This window comes from Sinorhizobium sp. KGO-5 (genome assembly GCF_036245905.1).
Taxonomy (GTDB): domain Bacteria; phylum Pseudomonadota; class Alphaproteobacteria; order Rhizobiales; family Rhizobiaceae; genus Sinorhizobium; species Sinorhizobium meliloti_A.
This window is the reverse complement of sequence record NZ_BDIZ01000015.1, coordinates 75755-91519: the sequence shown is the minus strand read 5'-3', so window position 1 is coordinate 91519 and position 15765 is coordinate 75755. Positions and strand designations below refer to the sequence as shown.

The following is a 15765-nucleotide window of genomic DNA, read 5'->3' as shown; positions in this document are numbered from 1 at the left end:
CCACCGCGCCAGCCATTTATAGCCCACATCGGCACTGATCCCGAACCGCCGGCACAGCTCCCGGCGGTTCGCACCCTCCGCCAGCGCCAGCCGCACAAATTCCTGCCTCTCTCCCATAACCGACACCCCTTTCCACGGCATGGACAACCTCCTCGCGAAGCCGATCCATGCCAGTATGAACGTGTCAGCCATCTCCCCGAACACCTGTCAGTCATGTGTCCGGGCTATACACTCGTCACAGGGATCCAGCAGCGCCGCGTCTGCGGCGCGGAAGAGTCTTTCCAGCCCAAGGACTTGGTCTGGCTGCACCCCTGTGACGAGCCCAGGGACGAGGCGATGAAATAAGCCGCCGCCGCGAGCGCCCCCAAATCCCAACAGGACTTAGGTCACGGCGCCTCCGACGGCCAGTGCCAGTACGAGGAATACAAGGAAGATTATAACCGCAATGTAGAAGAGTATCTTCGCGATCCCCGCCGTCGCGGCCGAGACGCCGGAAAATCCGAGGAACCCGGCTATCAGTGAAATGACGAAGAAAATCAGTGCCCACTTCAGCATAATCGCTCCTTCCGTTCAGTTCCTGCCTCGCGGTCGTCGTCGCCCAGCCGTTCAGCGGCTGTCCCGGTTCGGATCCTTGCCGGCCGCCTGGCTGCTTTTCTTGACGTCGGCCTTCTTCGCCTGATCGCCTGCACGATTCCCGCCATGCGTCCCTTTCGAGTTCTTGGCGGTCTTGCCGTCCTTTGCGTTCGTAGCCATTTCGCATCCTCCAGCGCTGTACCGAAACCGGCAGCAGAGCGGATGCAACCGGGGAAGGGCGATAAAGTTCCTTCCGGGCCTTCAAAGCCGGACGCCGACCCGCTTTCCTTCCCATCGTGCCGGAGACTGCCGACGGAACCAAATCGGGCCCGGACGGTTTGATTGGCCGATTGAGGATCGAGAGAGGAAAGGCCATGAAGAACATCGTCTTCGGCGTTGCGGTACTGTTGAGCGCTGCCGCAGGACCGGCCTTCGCGCAGACGGCCGGCAACACCCCGGCCATTGCCACTCCCGACACGCAGAACCCGACGGCACCTGTCCCCGGCAAGAACAGCTTCACCGAAGCCCAGGCACGGGAACGGATGCAGGAGGCGGGCTACACGGACGTCAAGGAGCTGAAGCTCGACGACAAGGGTATCTGGCGGGCAACCGCGATGAAGGACGGCAAATCCGTTTCCGTCGCTCTCGATTTTCAGGGCAACGTAGTCGCGCTTTAGAGATCAAGGAAGAAGACGATGAGAACCGTGGCAGGGCTGTTTGACGATTACGGGGAAGCCCGAGGGGCCGTGAGCGATCTGGAGGCGGCAGGGTTTCCTTCCGAAGATATAAGCATCGTCGCCAACAACGCGGGCGACCGCTATTCGGGCGACGGTTCCGGTGCGGCGAGCGGTGCCGGAGCAGGTGCCGGTCTGGGCGCCGTGGGCGGCGGCACGCTGGGGCTTTTGACAGGCCTGGGCCTGATGGCCATACCTGGGGTCGGACCCGTGGTCGCGGCTGGGTGGCTGGCGTCGACCGCCGCAGGCGCGGCGGCCGGCGCTCTCGCCGGAGGTGCGGCCGGCGGCATCATCGGCTCGCTCACCGATTCGGGGATCGAGGAGGAAGATGCGCATCTTTACGCCGAGGGAGTGCGCCGAGGCGGTGCGTTGGTGGTGGTCAGGACCGAGGAGCCTCTGGTCGCACAGGCGGACGGGATTTTAAGAAATCGCGATGCCGTCGACATATCGGTCCGGCGCCGCGCCTATACGGAGGATGGCTGGACCCGGTTCGACACCGCCTCCGGTCCCTATAGCCTCGACGAGATCGAGCGCGAACGCGAACGCCTCAGCCGCCCGGCGCTGTAGCGACAGGCAGGTACCGATGCCGCGGCATGGCTGACACCGCCGTCAGGGTCCGCAAAAGCAACCCGGCCGCCCGAAAGGAGCCAGGTACCACGCCCTTGGCGAAACAATGACACGATCTGGCGCGGCGGGTTGCGATGAAACGCAAGGAAGGCTTCCGCCATGATTGATTTTTCGCGCGCCCGCGAACGGATGATCACGTCGCATCTCTCGCGACGGGGGATAAGGGACAGATATGTCGTGGAGGCGATGGGCGTCGTCCCGCGGGAGGCATTCGTCGATCCAGGCTTCGAGGAATTCGCCTATGAGGATTCGGCCCTCTCGATCAGCCATGGCCAGACCATCTCGCAGCCCTATATCGTGGCGCTGATGATCGAACGCGCCGAAGTCCAGCCGGGCGATACGGTGCTCGAAATCGGGACCGGATCCGGTTATGCGGCGGCGGTGCTGAGCCGGATCGCGGCACATGTCTATACGATCGAGCGCCATGCCGGCCTCGCCGAGGTCGCCCGGAGACGATTTGCCGAGCTCGGTTACGGCAATATCGATGTGCGTGTCGGCGACGGCACGGCCGGCTGGCCCGAGGCTGGACCGTTCACCGCCATACTGGTCGCTGCCGGAGGTCCCGAGATACCGCATGCGCTCAAGGAGCAGCTCGACCTCGGCGGCCATCTCGTCATACCCGTCGGCCCCCCGGAGGAGCAGCGCCTGCTGAAGGTCACGCGCGCCAGCGCCACGACATTCGAGGAGCAGGACCTCGGCGGGGTCAGATTCGTGCCTCTCGTCGGCGAATACGGCTGGCATGAGGAGCGGGTTCAATCCCGGGCCGGGCTCAGACCGGCGCCCACGCTGCCCGAGATGGTTGCAGAGTCGGCCGAGCCGCTGCCCGATTTCGACGATCCTGCCTTCGGGCGGCTTTTCGATCGCTTTGCCGGGCGGCGGGTCGTGCTGCTCGGAGAGGCGAGCCACGGCACGTCGGAATTCTACCGCGCCCGCGCAGCCATCACGCGTCGCCTGGTCGAGGAACACGGGTTCACGATCGTGGCGGTCGAAGCGGATTGGCCGGACGCGGCGGCGGTCGACCGCTATGTCCGACATCGAACGCAAGGCAAGCGCTTCGACGCGCCGTTCCAGCGGTTCCCGACCTGGATGTGGCGCAACCGCGAAGTGATGGATTTCGTCGAGTGGATGCGCGAACATAACGGCCGCAGGGGCTTGTCCGGCCGGGCCGGCTTCTACGGCCTGGACATCTACAATATGCGCGGCTCCATTGCCGCGGTTCTCCGGTATCTCGATGAGACCGATCCCGAGGCCGCCGCGGTCGCCCGCGAGCGCTACGGTTGCCTGACCCCCTGGCAGAACGAGCCGTCGACCTATGGCCGTGCGGCCATGACCGCGGGCTTCCGCAAATGCGAAGAGGCCGTCGTCAAGCAATGCCGCGAACTCCTGGAGAGGCAGCTCGAAGCCGGGCGCGACAGCGGCGACGAGCTTCTCGACGCGGTGCAGAACGCGCGCCTCGTCGCCTCGGCCGAGCGGTATTACCGCATCATGTATTATGCCGGGGCCGACTCCTGGAACATGCGCGACACCCATATGTTCGCGACGCTCGAGCATCTGTTGAATGCACGCGGCGCCCGCTCGAAGGCGGTGGTGTGGGCGCACAATTCCCATATCGGCGATGCTCGCCATACCGACATGGGCACGGCCCGCGAGGAGTTGAACATCGGTCAGCTCTGCCGCGAGCGGTTTGGCGATCAGGCAGCGCTGATCGGCTTCGGCACGCATAGCGGTCATGTGGCTGCCGCAAGCGATTGGGACGGCGAAATGGAGGTGAAGCCGATCCGGCCGTCGCTCGAAGGAAGCTACGAGCGCGTGATGCACGACTCAGGGGTCGAGCGCTTCCTCATCGACTTCGCACGCCACGCGCGTCTGCGCGACGGTCTCCTCAAGCCGATGCTCGAGCGCTTCATCGGCGTGATCTACCGGCCGGACACGGAACGCTTCAGCCACTATGCCCACGCCTCGCTGCCGCGGCAGTTCGACGCCTTCGTCTGGTTCGATCAGACGACGCCGGTCGAACCGCTCGGCGCGGAACACATAAAAGCGGGCGTGCCGGATACGTTCCCGTTCGGCCTGTGAGGCTCGTGAATCGGTGCGTTAAAGCTGCGTCGAGATGATGTTGTCGACGCTCACCTCCCCGCGGAGCACGCCGCGTTGCGCGCCGTCGGGGGCCGGCCCCTCCTCGACCACGGTGTAGAGCTTCTCGCTGCGAAACGCGCTGGCCATGTCGGTCGTCACCCCTTCCGCCGGCTTGGCGTCGATTTCGAGGAAATCGAGCTCCGCCTCGCTTGCGACGATGCGGGCATCGCCGCTCGATCTTGCCGCCACCACGACCTCGCCCTGGTAGCTGGCATTCTGCCAGTTCGGATCGTCGGGCTCGGCGAGCGGCGACAGACGGTATATCTTGAGCTCTTCGTGCATGTGCTACTCCGACTGGTCGATCGCATGCGGCGGCGGTTGCCCCGATTCGGCCGACTGGTCGAGAGGAAACATCATCCAGAGCGCCGCGATCACCACCAGGACGACGATCACTGCTGCAGCCAGGATCTTGGACATGTGAACCTTCCGACGATTGTCGAGACCGAACCGCGAAACCTGCGGTCTTCCGGCCTCCAATCACCAAGGCGTCGAATTGTTCCGAAGCCGCAGGGTGACGCGATCACGCGCCGTTCTGCAGGAACATTTCGGGAAACCGCCGGTTGGAGGGCGCGCGAAAAGAAAGGGATATCCGATGGCTACTGCGAACGAACACCTTGTGGCTTGGCTCAGGGATGCACATGCGATGGAAGAGCAGGCGATCACGATGCTCACCAGCCAATCGAGCCGGCTGGAAAACTATCCAGAACTCAAGACCAGGATCGACCGCCACCTGCAGGAGACGAAAGACCAGGCGGCCATGCTCGAGCGCTGCCTCGAACGGCTCGACGGCGGAACCTCGAGCATCAAGGATATCAGCGGCAAGATCGTTGCCTTCGGGCAAGGCCTGAGCGGCCTCTTCGTCAGTGACGAAGTCGTCAAGGGCACGCTGGCCAGCTATACATTCGAGCATATGGAAATCGCCAGCTACAGGATTCTCATCGCCGCAGCCGAACAGGCGGGCGATCAGGAGACGAAGCGTGTCTGCGAGAGCATCCTGCAGCAGGAAATCGCGATGGCCGAGTGGCTGGCTGAGAACGCCGGTGAGATCACGCGCAGATTCCTGGAGCGAGACCAGCGGGACGTGACGGCCAAACACTGAAACCGCTTCAGACCAGAATCCTGCGGGACCCGCGGGCAGCGCCGCGCCTCCGACAAGATGCGCGGCGCTGTCGTTTTCAGGCCTCCTGCTTTTCGTCTCGCTTGACGACATCCAGTTCGGCAAGCAGCGGAAGATGATCCGAAGCGCTTCGCGCCAGCGTGCTGCCGTGCACTCTGCAGGAAGCCACTTCTATGCCTTTGCCGACCAGCACGTGATCGATGCGCAGCAGCGGCAATCGCGATGGAAAGGTCGGCCGCGGCTTGGCGCCGGTCAGCAGCTGCGCGTCGCTGAGCTGTCGGGCCAGGAGCCTGTAGGCGGTCGAGCGGCCCGTGGCGTTGAGATCGCCTGCCAGGACCACGTGAGCGTCCCCCTTGGCCATTCCTCCGAGCCAGCCGGGACCTAGAAGGGCGGTCGCCTGGCGCAGGCGCTCGGCGCCGCGCAATCCGAGATGCGTCACGATCACCTGAAGCTTGACTTCGGCGACGTCGATCTCCACCCAGAGCGCGCCTCGCGGCTCGCCGGACGAGGGGAGGGGTGCTGCCTTGATCAGCCGCATAGGCAAGGCCGTCAGAACGGCGTCTCCGTATTTCTCGTCCTCCAGGTGGAGAGCCGGATGGAACTCGGCTTCCATATTGAGATGCGTGGCGATCATATGGGCCTGGTCTATTCCGCCGGTGCGGGCGCGGCCGACGTCGACCTCCTGCAATGCGATGACGTCGGGCTGGCACTCGGCGATGACGGCGGCGATGCGCGCGGGATCGAGCCTGCGGTCGGTGCCGAAGCAGCTGTGAACGTTGTAGGTGAGGAAACGTATCCGCTGTCGCATCGCCTTCGGAACACGCAGCACCTGCTTTTCGTTCCGGTGGGTGCGCAAGGGAGGGCCGATGTCCAGAAAAATTCTAGCGAGGTTGTTCATCGCTGCCGGTATCTGCGTGGCGGGCTGGTTGATCTATCGGACCCTCAGCCAACACAGCTTTCATGAAATCGTCGGCTCGATCATGCGGATTCCGGCCCGGAATCTCTTGGTGGGCATCGGTTTCGTGTTTCTTTCCTATTTCTGCCTGACCCTCTTCGACACCCTCGCCATCCGCTATGTCGGGCGGAAGCTCGCCTATCCGCAAATCGCCATCGCCTCCTTCACCAGCCTTTCGATCGGCCACAATGTCGGCGGTGCGGCCTTGAGCAGCGGTGCCGTCCGCTACCGCTTCTACTCGCGCTGGGGGCTGAGCGCCGAAGAGGTGGCGAAGGTCATTCTTTTCTGCGGTGTCACCGTCGGCCTCGGCCTTATCACATTGGCCGGGCTTTGTTTTCTGATCGTGCCGGCGGGTGCCGCGCGCCTTACGGGATTTTCCACGACCGGCGCTTTTCTGTTAGGCACTGCCTGCATTGCGGCCGCGGCCGGTTACGTGCTGCTCGCTTATTTTCTGCGGGGCTCGGTTCGCATCTTTCGCTGGACTTTCGAAATGCCCTCGGTGGGGATTGCGGCCTTGCAGGTTGTCGTCGGAGCCGCCAACTTCCTCTGCGTCAGCGCAGCGTTGCATCAGTTGCTGAGCGCCTTCCAGGAGGTGAGTTTCATCGATACGGCCATGGCCTATGTCGGGGCCGGCGTAACCGCGATCGTCAGCCATGTCCCCGGCGGCATCGGCGTACTCGAGGCGACGATCGCATTTCTGCTTGGCAGTTCGGCGAGCCTGGGCGCTCTGATCGCCTTTCGGGCGATCTATTTCTTCCTGCCGCTGCCGCTCGGCTTGATCTTGCTTTCGGTCACGGAGTTCGTCGCCCGTCGAGATGAGGAAAAAAGCCTGGCGAGCAAGGCGAAAAGCTGACCGATCCAGCGCCTCACGAGCTTGTGCGTGCGGTAAAAGGGTCGGATCGGCCTCTGCGGATCGACGATCTCCGTGCCCCAGATGAGACTGGTCGCGCCGTCGTCATCGATTCCGTCGAAGGCGCGTATGCCGCGCCGGCGCGTATTCAACATGTCCAGGGTGGCGACGAGAGAATTCGTTTCCCTCAGTGCCTTCTCAACGGCGTCCGCTTCAACGTCGAGATGTTCTGCAATCAGGCCGTTGCGGACTCTGGCAATGGCGGCGCGCTGCCCTTCGTTGGCGGCTTCTACGGCGACGTCGCATTCGGTGTCGAGGCTTGCCGAGCGGTGGTTGAAGTTCGACGAGCCGACGCGGAAAAAACGATCGTCGATCGCGACCACTTTGGAATGGATAATCACCTCCTGCTCGGATCCGTCGGCGGCGGGAACGACCGGATAGGCGACCCTGAGCCTGCCGTAGCGGTCGGCCCGCTTGAGCCGCCGAACGAGGCGGTCGCGGTTTCCTCCCATGACGATGCGTTCCAAAAGCCCATGCGAGCTGCGGGTGGTGATGACCACCACTTCCGGACCGTCAGGCTCCTGCAGCCGGTCGCAGAGCAACTGTCCGATTCTCCCCGATGCGAAATACTGGTTTTCGATGTAGATGTGACTTCGCGCACTGCGCAAAGCATCGAGCGTCAGCCGCAGCGCCTCCTGACGGCCGCGTCGTTTGCCGGAGCCCGGTTCCGTGCGGGCGATTGCGACCGGGCAATCCTCGAGCACCGGCACCGTGCCGTTCGGCCATGCAAGCGCCCGCGCGGGCGGCGCCTCGATTTGGTCGCCCGTAGACGCTTTCCAGCGAGATCTGCAGAGATCGCCGATGGCACGGCTCGCCCCGCCTTCGAGCAACACCTGTATGTCATGCACCGGATCATAGGGTTTTCCGTCCGGATCGCGCCGCAACTCGTTCTCGGCCGCGTGCTCCGGCGTGTCCCAGCGGCGCGCCGTCAGGTCGATGCCCCCGGCAAAGGCGATGCTGTCGTCTATGCAGACGAGCTTCTGATGATGCGATCCGCGCAGCGCCCGATGGCTCGCGAAACGAAGTTCGATCTGCGGATGGGCCGCCCATTGCTGCTTGCGAAACAGCCTGAGCGACTTTCCCGAATAGATCGGTCCCATCGCCCAGACGAGAATGCGAATCTTCAGTTTCGGCTTTTGTGCAGCGAGGCGCTCGAGCCTGCTGCCGAGCGATTCCGCTTGGGGGTCGTCCGGTCTGAGCTTGATTCGCGGATCGAAGTCCCATCCGGTGATCCAGATCTGCTCTTCCGCCTGATCGAGCGTGCTGTCGAGACAAGCATAATAGGCGGCTGCGTCCACCAGGAAGGACAAATGCCGTGCGGGCGCGCTGCGCCAGACATTCTCCGCCTCCTTTATTATCGGCCGGCTTGTCCGACGCCGTCGGCCGGCCGGATTTCCGGTGAACGCGCTTTTCCAGTCCAAGCTTCCTATCCCGTGCGTGGCGACTGGAAATGAATCCCTTTCAACCGTGATTTGTTCCAGGAGCAGCATTGTTGTGGCGTGCGCCTGCGTCGGGGCGGCGAAGCTCGTCCCGCGGCGGAACTTTTCCGGGGGGGCGGCCGCACACGGTTCCTGATCGTACGGCTCCCGCCTGTGCCCCGCGCACCCTGCTTTCCCGATGCCTGCAAGAACGCTATGCATGGCAAAGGACGCATCACATGTACGAGCCGGGAAGGTTGCGAGTTTGTACGAATATTGCATCATCGGGGGCGGCATCGTCGGCCTTGCTGCGGCCATGGCGCTGCAGGAACGGGTGCCGGGCGCCAGCATCGTGCTTCTGGAAAAGGAGCGCGAGCTTGCGCGCCACCAGACGGGCCACAACAGCGGCGTGATCCACGCCGGAATTTACTATGCACCGGGATCCCTGAAAGCGAAGTTGTGCCGCGAGGGAGCGGAGGCGACAAAGGAATTCTGCACCGGGAACGGCATCCCCTTCGAGACCTGCGGCAAATTGCTGGTGGCGACCACCGGGGCCGAGGTCGAGCGCATGGAGAGCCTGGAGGAAAGAGCGCAGCAGAATGGGATCGAATACTCTCGCCTGTCGACGTCGCAACTTCGATCGGAGGAGCCTAACATCGCCGGCCTAGGTGCGCTTCTCGTCCATACGACGGGGATTGTCGATTATTCGGCAGTTTGCCGGGCGATGGCCGAGCGCATCGGAGCCCGAGGCGGCGAAATCCGCTGCGGGGTCGAGGCCACTGCCATTGCCGAAGAGGATGGAGGCGTGCGGATCGCAAGTGCATCCGGCCGAATCGAGGCGCGCAAGCTGATCGCCTGCGCCGGCCTGCAGTCCGACCGCATCGCCTTGATGGCCGGGCTTATTATTGACCACCGCATCGTGCCGTTCCGGGGCGAATATTACGTGTTGCCGCCGTCGAAGATCGGCGTGACCCGGCGCCTCATCTACCCCATTCCCGACCCGGACCTGCCTTTCCTCGGAATTCACCTGACCCGAACGATCGACGGAGGCATGACCGTGGGCCCCAATGCGGTGCTGGGCTTTGCCCGCGAGGGCTACCCGAAGGGCAGCTTCAAAGCGGCCGATGTGGCGAACATGGCGGCGTTTCCCGGCTTCTGGAAAATGGCGGCGAAGAACTGGCGGTCGGCGATCACGGAATTCGCCAATTCGGCATCGCGGTTGCGCTATCTGCGGGAGTGCCGGAAATACTGCCCGTCGCTCACGATAGACGACCTCGCGGTCCCGCAGACGGGCATCCGGGCGCAGGCGGTCATGGCCGATGGCAGCCTCGTCCACGACTTCCTCTTCAAACAGACCGAAAGGATGCTTCACGTCTGCAACGCGCCGTCGCCGGCTGCGACCTCTGCCATTCCGATCGGCCGCATGATCGTGGACCGCCTGCTCGAGGGGGCTCCTCCCAAGACGGAACGGTCACAATCGCTTCATGGGGCTCATCCGCAAGTTTATCGGTAGTGCATCGAGCCGCCGCTTCCTTTACTTTCGCCCCTGCCATGCGCAAACTCTGCCGGAGGAGCAAGCGCGGTCGTTGGGAGGCGGCGATGGTTTCACATTCCGAGCATATCCGCGAAATCGAACGCGTCAGCCGTGGTCTTCCCGTGCGCCGCGACAAGACCGTCGTGAAATCGTGGCTGCGCTGCCTGGAGCATCACCGGCTCGATCCGGCGCAGAGTTGTGAAGCCTATATCGTCCCGGAAACGCGACTTAGGGAACACCGCCAGCAATCGGAGGATCTGATCGCCATCGCCCGTTCGGGGCTCGAAAACCTGTTCCGCCAGGTGGCGGGGCAGAACTACGTGCTGCTGCTTTCCGACCGCGAAGGCGTGACGGTCGAGTTCCTCGGCGATCCCCTCTTCGGCAACAGCCTGCGCAAGGCGGGGCTCTATTTGGGTTCGGAGTGGTCCGAATGGCGCGCCGGGACCTGTGCGGTGGGCGCGTGCCTGGAAACGGGAGAGGCGCTGACGATCCACCAGACTGACCATTTCGACAACACCCACACGCCGCTCTCCTGCACGGCCGCGCCGATCTACGACATTCAGGGCGAACTCTCCGCCGTCCTCGACATCTCGCTCCTGAGTTCTCCAATCCTAAAGGCGAGCCAGAATCTGGCACTGCATCTGGTGACGGCGACCGTAAGGCGCATCGAGCTTGCCAATCTCATGGCGCAAGCGCGCAACCAATGGGTCCTGCGATTCTCGCGCTCTCCCGAATTCCTCGACGTCGATCCGGAGGCGGCGATCTCGATCGACGGTCTTGGCCGGATCGCCGGCATGACCCATGCTGGGGCGAAAATCCTAGCGCGCTCGACGGGCCTCGACTGGCGCGATCCACGGCAACTGATCGGCGAGCCGGTGTCGCGCTTCTTGGACATCGAGATCGATGATCTGTCCGACCTTACCCGCCGGCGTCCGACCCAGGAGCGGCTCGTCTTTGCCCGGGACGGAAATGCGCTCTTCGCCCATGCGATCGAGCCGCACTCGAAGGTCTGCGCACCGCTCGCTTCGCACGAACAGATTCCACCGGCCTTGCGGCGGCTCGGCGGCGAAGCGCCCGTGATCGCGGCGCTCCAGGCAAAGGCGGCAAAGCTTGCACGGACGCGATTGCCGATCCTCATTCAGGGCGAGACCGGGACGGGCAAGGAACATCTCGCGCGCGCCATCCACGAGGGCAGCGGTCTCAAGGGCCAGTTCGTCGCCATCAATTGTGCCGCGATTCCGGAGCAGCTGATCGAAAGCGAGCTTTTCGGCTACTTGCCGGGAGCTTTCACCGGTGCTTCGGCCAAGGGCCGCAAGGGTCTGATCGAGCAGGCGGACGGCGGAACGCTCTTCCTCGACGAAATCGGCGACATGCCGCTTTCCCTGCAAAGCCGGCTGTTACGCGTGCTTGCCGAAGGCGAGGTGCTGCCGGTGGGCGGGACGGCGCCGCGGAAGGTGCGTATCCGGGGCGTCTCGGCGTCGCATCGGCCGCTGCAGAAACTCGTCTCGCAAGGCGCATTCCGCGAGGATCTGTATTACCGGCTCAATGCCGCTACCCTCTCGCTCCCGGCCCTCAGGGACAGGCCGGACTTCGACTGGGTGCTGGAGCGGCTCCTGAAGCGGCACAGTGACGGCGAATTGATATTATCCGCGGCGGCCCTGGCTGCGCTCAAGGCGCATGATTGGCCGGGAAACATCCGCGAACTCGACAACGTCATCGCCGTCGCCGCGGCACTTGCCGAGAACGGCGTCGTGGAGCCCGGCGACCTGCCGGACCACCTTCTGGCGAATGCGGGCACTGTCGGCGGAAGCGAGGCGAGCGCTGCCTTGAGCCTGACGCTCGCCGCTTGCGACTGGAACATTTCCGAGGCTGCCCGCCGGCTGGGGCTCGATCGCTCGACGGTGCACCGGCAGATCAAGCGCTACCGCCTCAAGCCGCACCGCCATTGAGGCGCGGCGCCCCCTGCAGCCGGGATACCCCCTGGCCTGCCGGCCAGAGGCGGTCACACCTCACCGCAGTCCTCGACGCGTATATCCGTTGGGAGGCGTAATCCCGGTGGCTGCCGTGCAACAGGCGCGGCGCCACACATGTTGCAGCCGCGTCGCTTCATGCGACACCTCCACGCTCTCTGCTCCTTGAAAATACGTGGTTTTCTGCCCTGGCACGGTCATTGCAGAAGGTGGTTCGACGATTGGCGTCTGCGGGCGGTTGAGGAGCCGCCCGTGTGCTATCCAAGCGAAGAGGAGGATACCCATGCTTGAAGAAAGTCCCGGCACCCGCATCGATACCGCGCTTGCCAAACTCGGAAAAGCCCTTGAGCAGGGCGACATCGATACGGCCGTCAATCTGTTTCAAGCCGACTGCTATTGGCGCGACCTCGTTGCCTTCACCTGGAATCTCAAAACGATGGAGGGGCAGGACCAGATCCGCGACATGCTGACGACGCAGCTCGCGGCGATCAAGCCGGCGCGCCTGCGCCAGGACGAGAACGAACCGGCAAGCGCCGGCGACGGCGTCACCGAAGGGTGGTTCGAGTTCGAGACCGAGGTGGCGCGCGGCCACGGCCATATCCGCCTGAAGAACGGACTGATCTGGACGCTCCTGACGACGATGACGGAGCTCAAGGGGCACGAGGAGCCGAAGGGGCTCAGGCGGCCGCTCGGCGCCGAACACGGTCATGACCCGAACCGCAGGACCTGGAAGGAAAAGCGCGAAGCGGAAGCAGCTGAACTCGGCTACACGACGCAGCCCTATGCCGTCATCATCGGCGGCGGCCAGGGCGGGATCGCGCTCGGCGCGCGCTTGCGGCAGCTCGGCGTGCCGACGATCATCATCGAGAAGAACGAACGACCGGGCGACAGCTGGCGCAAGCGTTACAAGTCGCTCTGCCTGCACGATCCGGTCTGGTACGACCATCTGCCCTATATCCCCTTCCCCGAAAACTGGCCGGTCTTTGCGCCGAAGGACAAGATCGGCGACTGGCTGGAGATGTATACCAGGGTGATGGAACTCAATTATTGGAGTTCCACAACCTGCAAGTCGGCCCGATACGACGAAGCGACCAGGGAATGGACGGTGGTCGTCGAGCGCAATGGCGAGGAGGTCGTCCTCAGGCCGAAGCAGCTCGTTCTCGCAACCGGCATGTCCGGCAAGCCAAACGTGCCGAAGCTCGAAGGCCAGGACATATTCAAGGGCGAGCAGCAACATTCGTCGCAGCATCCCGGTCCGGACGCCTATCGCGGCAAGAAGGTGGTCGTCATCGGCTCCAACAATTCCGCGCATGATATCTGCGCCGCACTTTGGGAGGGCGGCGCCGATGTGACCATGGTGCAGCGATCGTCGACCCACATCGTCAGATCGGACACGCTGATGGAGATCGGGCTCGGCGATCTTTATTCCGAGCGGGCGCTTGCCGCGGGCGTGACGACGCGCAAGGCCGACCTGATCTTCGCCTCGCTGCCCTACCGAATTATGCACGAGTTCCAGATTCCGCTTTACGAGAAAATGCGCGAGCGGGACGCCAGGTTCTATGCCGATCTCGAAAAGGCCGGCTTCATGCTCGACTGGGGCGCTGACGGCTCCGGTCTGTTCATGAAATATCTGCGCCGAGGCTCCGGCTATTATATCGACGTCGGCGCCTGCGACCTCGTCATCGACGGCAGCATCAAACTGAAGTCCGGTTCCGACGTCAGCCACCTGACCGAGGATGCCGTGGTGCTGAAGGACGGCACCGTGCTTCCGGCCGAACTCGTCGTCTACGCCACAGGCTACGGTTCGATGAACGGCTGGGCAGCGGACCTCATCTCGAAGGAGGTCGCCGACAAGGTCGGCAAGGTCTGGGGCCTGGGCTCCGATACGCCGAAAGACCCGGGTCCATGGGAGGGCGAGCAGCGCAACATGTGGAAGCCGACGCAGCAGGAGGCGCTCTGGTTCCACGGCGGCAACCTGCATCAGTCGCGGCATTATTCGCAATATCTTTCGCTGCAGTTGAAAGCGCGCTGCGAAGGCATATCGACGCCGGTCTATGGCCTTCAGGAACGCCACCATCTATCCTGATCGGCAGTGCCAGCCGGAGAAGTCCGGCTGGCACCCGGCGGCCCGGTAGGCGGGCCGGATCCTGAGTGGAACCCGAGCGCACTCGATCGGCGGGATCAAGTGCTCCCCGGCAAAATCCGCAGGAGCGTCTCTCTTTGCTCCCAGATCATCAACGCTCCGCTCAGCGCCATGAAGCCGATCACGATTGCGCGGAAATTCAGCTCGCTCATGTTCGTCAGCACGCGCTTGGCGAGCCAGTTGGAGACAAGCGCACCCAGCCCGGCTGCGATGCCGAACAGCAGCAGCTTGCCTGTCAATGCTCCGAACGCCGTATAGGTGCCGATCTTGGCGAGATGCATGGGTAGGGAGATTGCTGTCTTGGTCCCCACCATCTTTTCCTTGGTGATGCCGGCATTGAGATAGAGCGTGTTGAGGATCGGCCCCATGGCTCCGATGAGGCCGGAAAGAAAGCCGACGATGAATTGTGCCGGGAAAAACCACCAGGTTGCAACCGCGAAGGTCCTTTCCCGCCGGCCGAAGCCGTACTGGAATATTGTCGAGATCAGGAACAGACCGACGACGATCTGAAGCCATTCCGCCGAGGTGTTGGAGAAGGCGGCGGCGCCGAGGACGCCGCCGAGGGCCGCGCCGGGGAGACCCCAGGCGACGACGCGCCATTCGATATCCCGGAAAAACACCAGGATGCGCCCGCCTCCCGCAATGACGGTGGCGACCGCGGCCACGGGAGCGACGGCCTGGGCACCGGCGATGAAGCCGATGAGCGGCACGAGAAGCATGGCTCCGCCTCCGCCGCCGATCGTCGAAACGATCCAGGCGATGAAACCCGAGGCGGCGAGGAGCAGATAATCCATCATGTCGAACTTGCCCTCAGGCGAGCCGGATCAGACAAGGAGATCCGCGGGACCGTCGTCCGCGAACCTATCGATGAGGTGGCCGCGCGTGACTCCCGGCATGTTAGCCGAGTTCTATGTAGTCCGGATAACGCGCCGCGATGTCGTCGATCATCGACAACGTGCCGGAGAGGTGGGTCTTCATCGCCTGCGCTGCCTCGACCGGCGCACCCTTTTCGATGCTTTCGATGATCATGTCGTGCGTGTCCACCACACGTTTGGTGCCGACATTAACGAGATTGAGACGCCGCAGACGATCGATATGGCCGCTGTGGCGGCGGATGATCGGCCAGATATGCTCCAGCCCCGCTTCCTCGAAGATGATGAAGTGGAACGCACGGTCGGCCGACAGAAACTCCGCATGTTCCTTGGAGGCGAGGGCTTTCAGCCTGGTGTTCGCCGCTCGCAGCCGGTCTGCGATCTGCCGCCTGCCGGGCTTTTCCGCCAGATTGAAGACGGCTTCCTGCTCGACGGCGCGGCGCATGAGGTGGGTCTGGCGTGCCAGATTGATATCGATTTTCGACACCAGCGTCGCATATTGCGGATAGACGGTGACGAGGCCTTCCTCCTCCAGGCGCATCAGCGCGTCACGCACCGGCGTCTGGCTGAGACCGAACTGTTTCTGCAACTCGACGCGCGAGAGCGCCGTACCGGGGGCAAGGTCGAGTGCGAGGATCCTCTCGCGCAGATATTCCACGATTTGCGGCGCGATCTGCCGGGTGCGGTCAAGGCCGCTGCGGTGCTTGGCAGCCGGAGCTTCCGATATCAAAAATCCAATCCTCCAGGACGGTTCCAGATCCTGTAATAATGCATTA

At 63.6% G+C, this 15765-nt stretch carries 17 protein-coding genes; 8 read left to right on the top strand and 9 right to left on the bottom strand.

The window, feature by feature from the left end; translation table 11 throughout:
• The 3 genes from BHD07_RS30810 to BHD07_RS30800 all read right to left on the bottom strand — a co-directional run.
• The coding region (locus tag BHD07_RS30810) for a helix-turn-helix domain-containing protein (protein ID WP_338284199.1) at window positions 1–141 on the bottom strand (141 nt) is incomplete at its 3' end.
• Between the two features lie 240 nt (window positions 142–381).
• A complete protein-coding gene (locus BHD07_RS30805; RefSeq protein ID WP_010975005.1) occupies window positions 382–555 on the bottom strand; it encodes a DUF1328 domain-containing protein in 174 nt (57 codons plus the stop codon).
• A 51-nt stretch (window positions 556–606) separates the two neighbouring features.
• Complete coding sequence (locus tag BHD07_RS30800; RefSeq protein ID WP_338284198.1) at window positions 607–753, bottom strand: hypothetical protein; 147 nt, start codon at window positions 751–753, stop codon at window positions 607–609.
• A 194-nt stretch (window positions 754–947) separates the two neighbouring features.
• On the opposite strand from BHD07_RS30800, the gene BHD07_RS30795 reads away from it, so the two are divergent.
• The 3 genes from BHD07_RS30795 to BHD07_RS30785 all read left to right on the top strand — a co-directional run bounded on the left by BHD07_RS30795 (window position 948) and on the right by BHD07_RS30785 (window position 4010).
• Complete coding sequence (locus BHD07_RS30795) at window positions 948–1250, top strand: PepSY domain-containing protein (protein WP_275599589.1); 303 nt, start codon at window positions 948–950, stop codon at window positions 1248–1250.
• Between the two features lie 18 nt (window positions 1251–1268).
• Window positions 1269–1874, top strand: coding sequence for a general stress protein (locus BHD07_RS30790; protein ID WP_338284197.1), 606 nt, complete (start codon window positions 1269–1271; stop codon window positions 1872–1874).
• 159 nt (window positions 1875–2033) lie between these two features.
• Window positions 2034–4010: a protein-L-isoaspartate(D-aspartate) O-methyltransferase gene (locus tag BHD07_RS30785; RefSeq protein ID WP_338284196.1), complete on the top strand. Its 1977-nt coding sequence runs from the start codon at window positions 2034–2036 to the stop codon at window positions 4008–4010.
• Between the two features lie 18 nt (window positions 4011–4028).
• On the opposite strand, the gene BHD07_RS30780 is transcribed toward BHD07_RS30785, so the two are convergent.
• Both BHD07_RS30780 and BHD07_RS30775 read right to left on the bottom strand, forming a co-directional pair.
• The gene (locus BHD07_RS30780; protein ID WP_338284195.1) at window positions 4029–4352 is read right to left on the bottom strand and encodes a hypothetical protein; all 324 of its coding nucleotides are present in this window, start codon (window positions 4350–4352) and stop codon (window positions 4029–4031) included.
• 3 nt (window positions 4353–4355) lie between these two features.
• Window positions 4356–4487: a hypothetical protein gene (locus tag BHD07_RS30775; RefSeq protein WP_018095947.1), complete on the bottom strand. Its 132-nt coding sequence runs from the start codon at window positions 4485–4487 to the stop codon at window positions 4356–4358.
• Between the two features lie 175 nt (window positions 4488–4662).
• On the opposite strand from BHD07_RS30775, the gene BHD07_RS30770 reads away from it, so the two are divergent.
• The gene (locus BHD07_RS30770) at window positions 4663–5169 is read left to right on the top strand and encodes a ferritin-like domain-containing protein (RefSeq protein WP_100670916.1); all 507 of its coding nucleotides are present in this window, start codon (window positions 4663–4665) and stop codon (window positions 5167–5169) included.
• A gap of 76 nt (window positions 5170–5245) precedes the next feature.
• On the opposite strand, the gene BHD07_RS30765 is transcribed toward BHD07_RS30770, so the two are convergent.
• Complete coding sequence (locus tag BHD07_RS30765; protein WP_275599739.1) at window positions 5246–6043, bottom strand: endonuclease/exonuclease/phosphatase family protein; 798 nt, start codon at window positions 6041–6043, stop codon at window positions 5246–5248.
• A 10-nt stretch (window positions 6044–6053) separates the two neighbouring features.
• On the opposite strand from BHD07_RS30765, the gene BHD07_RS30760 reads away from it, so the two are divergent.
• The gene (locus tag BHD07_RS30760) at window positions 6054–6995 is read left to right on the top strand and encodes a lysylphosphatidylglycerol synthase domain-containing protein (protein ID WP_338284194.1); all 942 of its coding nucleotides are present in this window, start codon (window positions 6054–6056) and stop codon (window positions 6993–6995) included.
• On the opposite strand, the gene BHD07_RS30755 is transcribed toward BHD07_RS30760, so the two are convergent.
• Window positions 6890–8542, bottom strand: coding sequence for a phospholipase D-like domain-containing protein (locus tag BHD07_RS30755; RefSeq protein ID WP_338284193.1), 1653 nt, complete (start codon window positions 8540–8542; stop codon window positions 6890–6892). The genes BHD07_RS30760 and BHD07_RS30755 overlap by 106 nt on opposite strands.
• 193 nt (window positions 8543–8735) lie before the next feature.
• On the opposite strand from BHD07_RS30755, the gene lhgO reads away from it, so the two are divergent.
• From lhgO to BHD07_RS30740, 3 genes are all read left to right on the top strand, one after another.
• On the top strand, window positions 8736–9983 hold the full coding sequence (lhgO, locus tag BHD07_RS30750; RefSeq protein WP_338284192.1) for an L-2-hydroxyglutarate oxidase: 1248 nt from the start codon (window positions 8736–8738) through the stop codon (window positions 9981–9983).
• Between the two features lie 86 nt (window positions 9984–10069).
• Entirely contained in the window at window positions 10070–11953 is a 1884-nt protein-coding gene (locus BHD07_RS30745; protein ID WP_338284191.1) for a sigma-54-dependent Fis family transcriptional regulator, read from the top strand.
• A gap of 304 nt (window positions 11954–12257) precedes the next feature.
• Complete coding sequence (locus BHD07_RS30740) at window positions 12258–14060, top strand: NAD(P)/FAD-dependent oxidoreductase (RefSeq protein WP_127708408.1); 1803 nt, start codon at window positions 12258–12260, stop codon at window positions 14058–14060.
• 95 nt (window positions 14061–14155) lie between these two features.
• Here the strand turns inward: BHD07_RS30740 and BHD07_RS30735 are convergent, their stop codons facing one another.
• A complete protein-coding gene (locus BHD07_RS30735) occupies window positions 14156–14914 on the bottom strand; it encodes a sulfite exporter TauE/SafE family protein (protein ID WP_338284190.1) in 759 nt (252 codons plus the stop codon).
• A 100-nt stretch (window positions 14915–15014) separates the two neighbouring features.
• Window positions 15015–15719: a GntR family transcriptional regulator gene (locus BHD07_RS30730; protein WP_338284189.1), complete on the bottom strand. Its 705-nt coding sequence runs from the start codon at window positions 15717–15719 to the stop codon at window positions 15015–15017.
• Window positions 15720–15765: the final 46 nt, after the last annotated feature.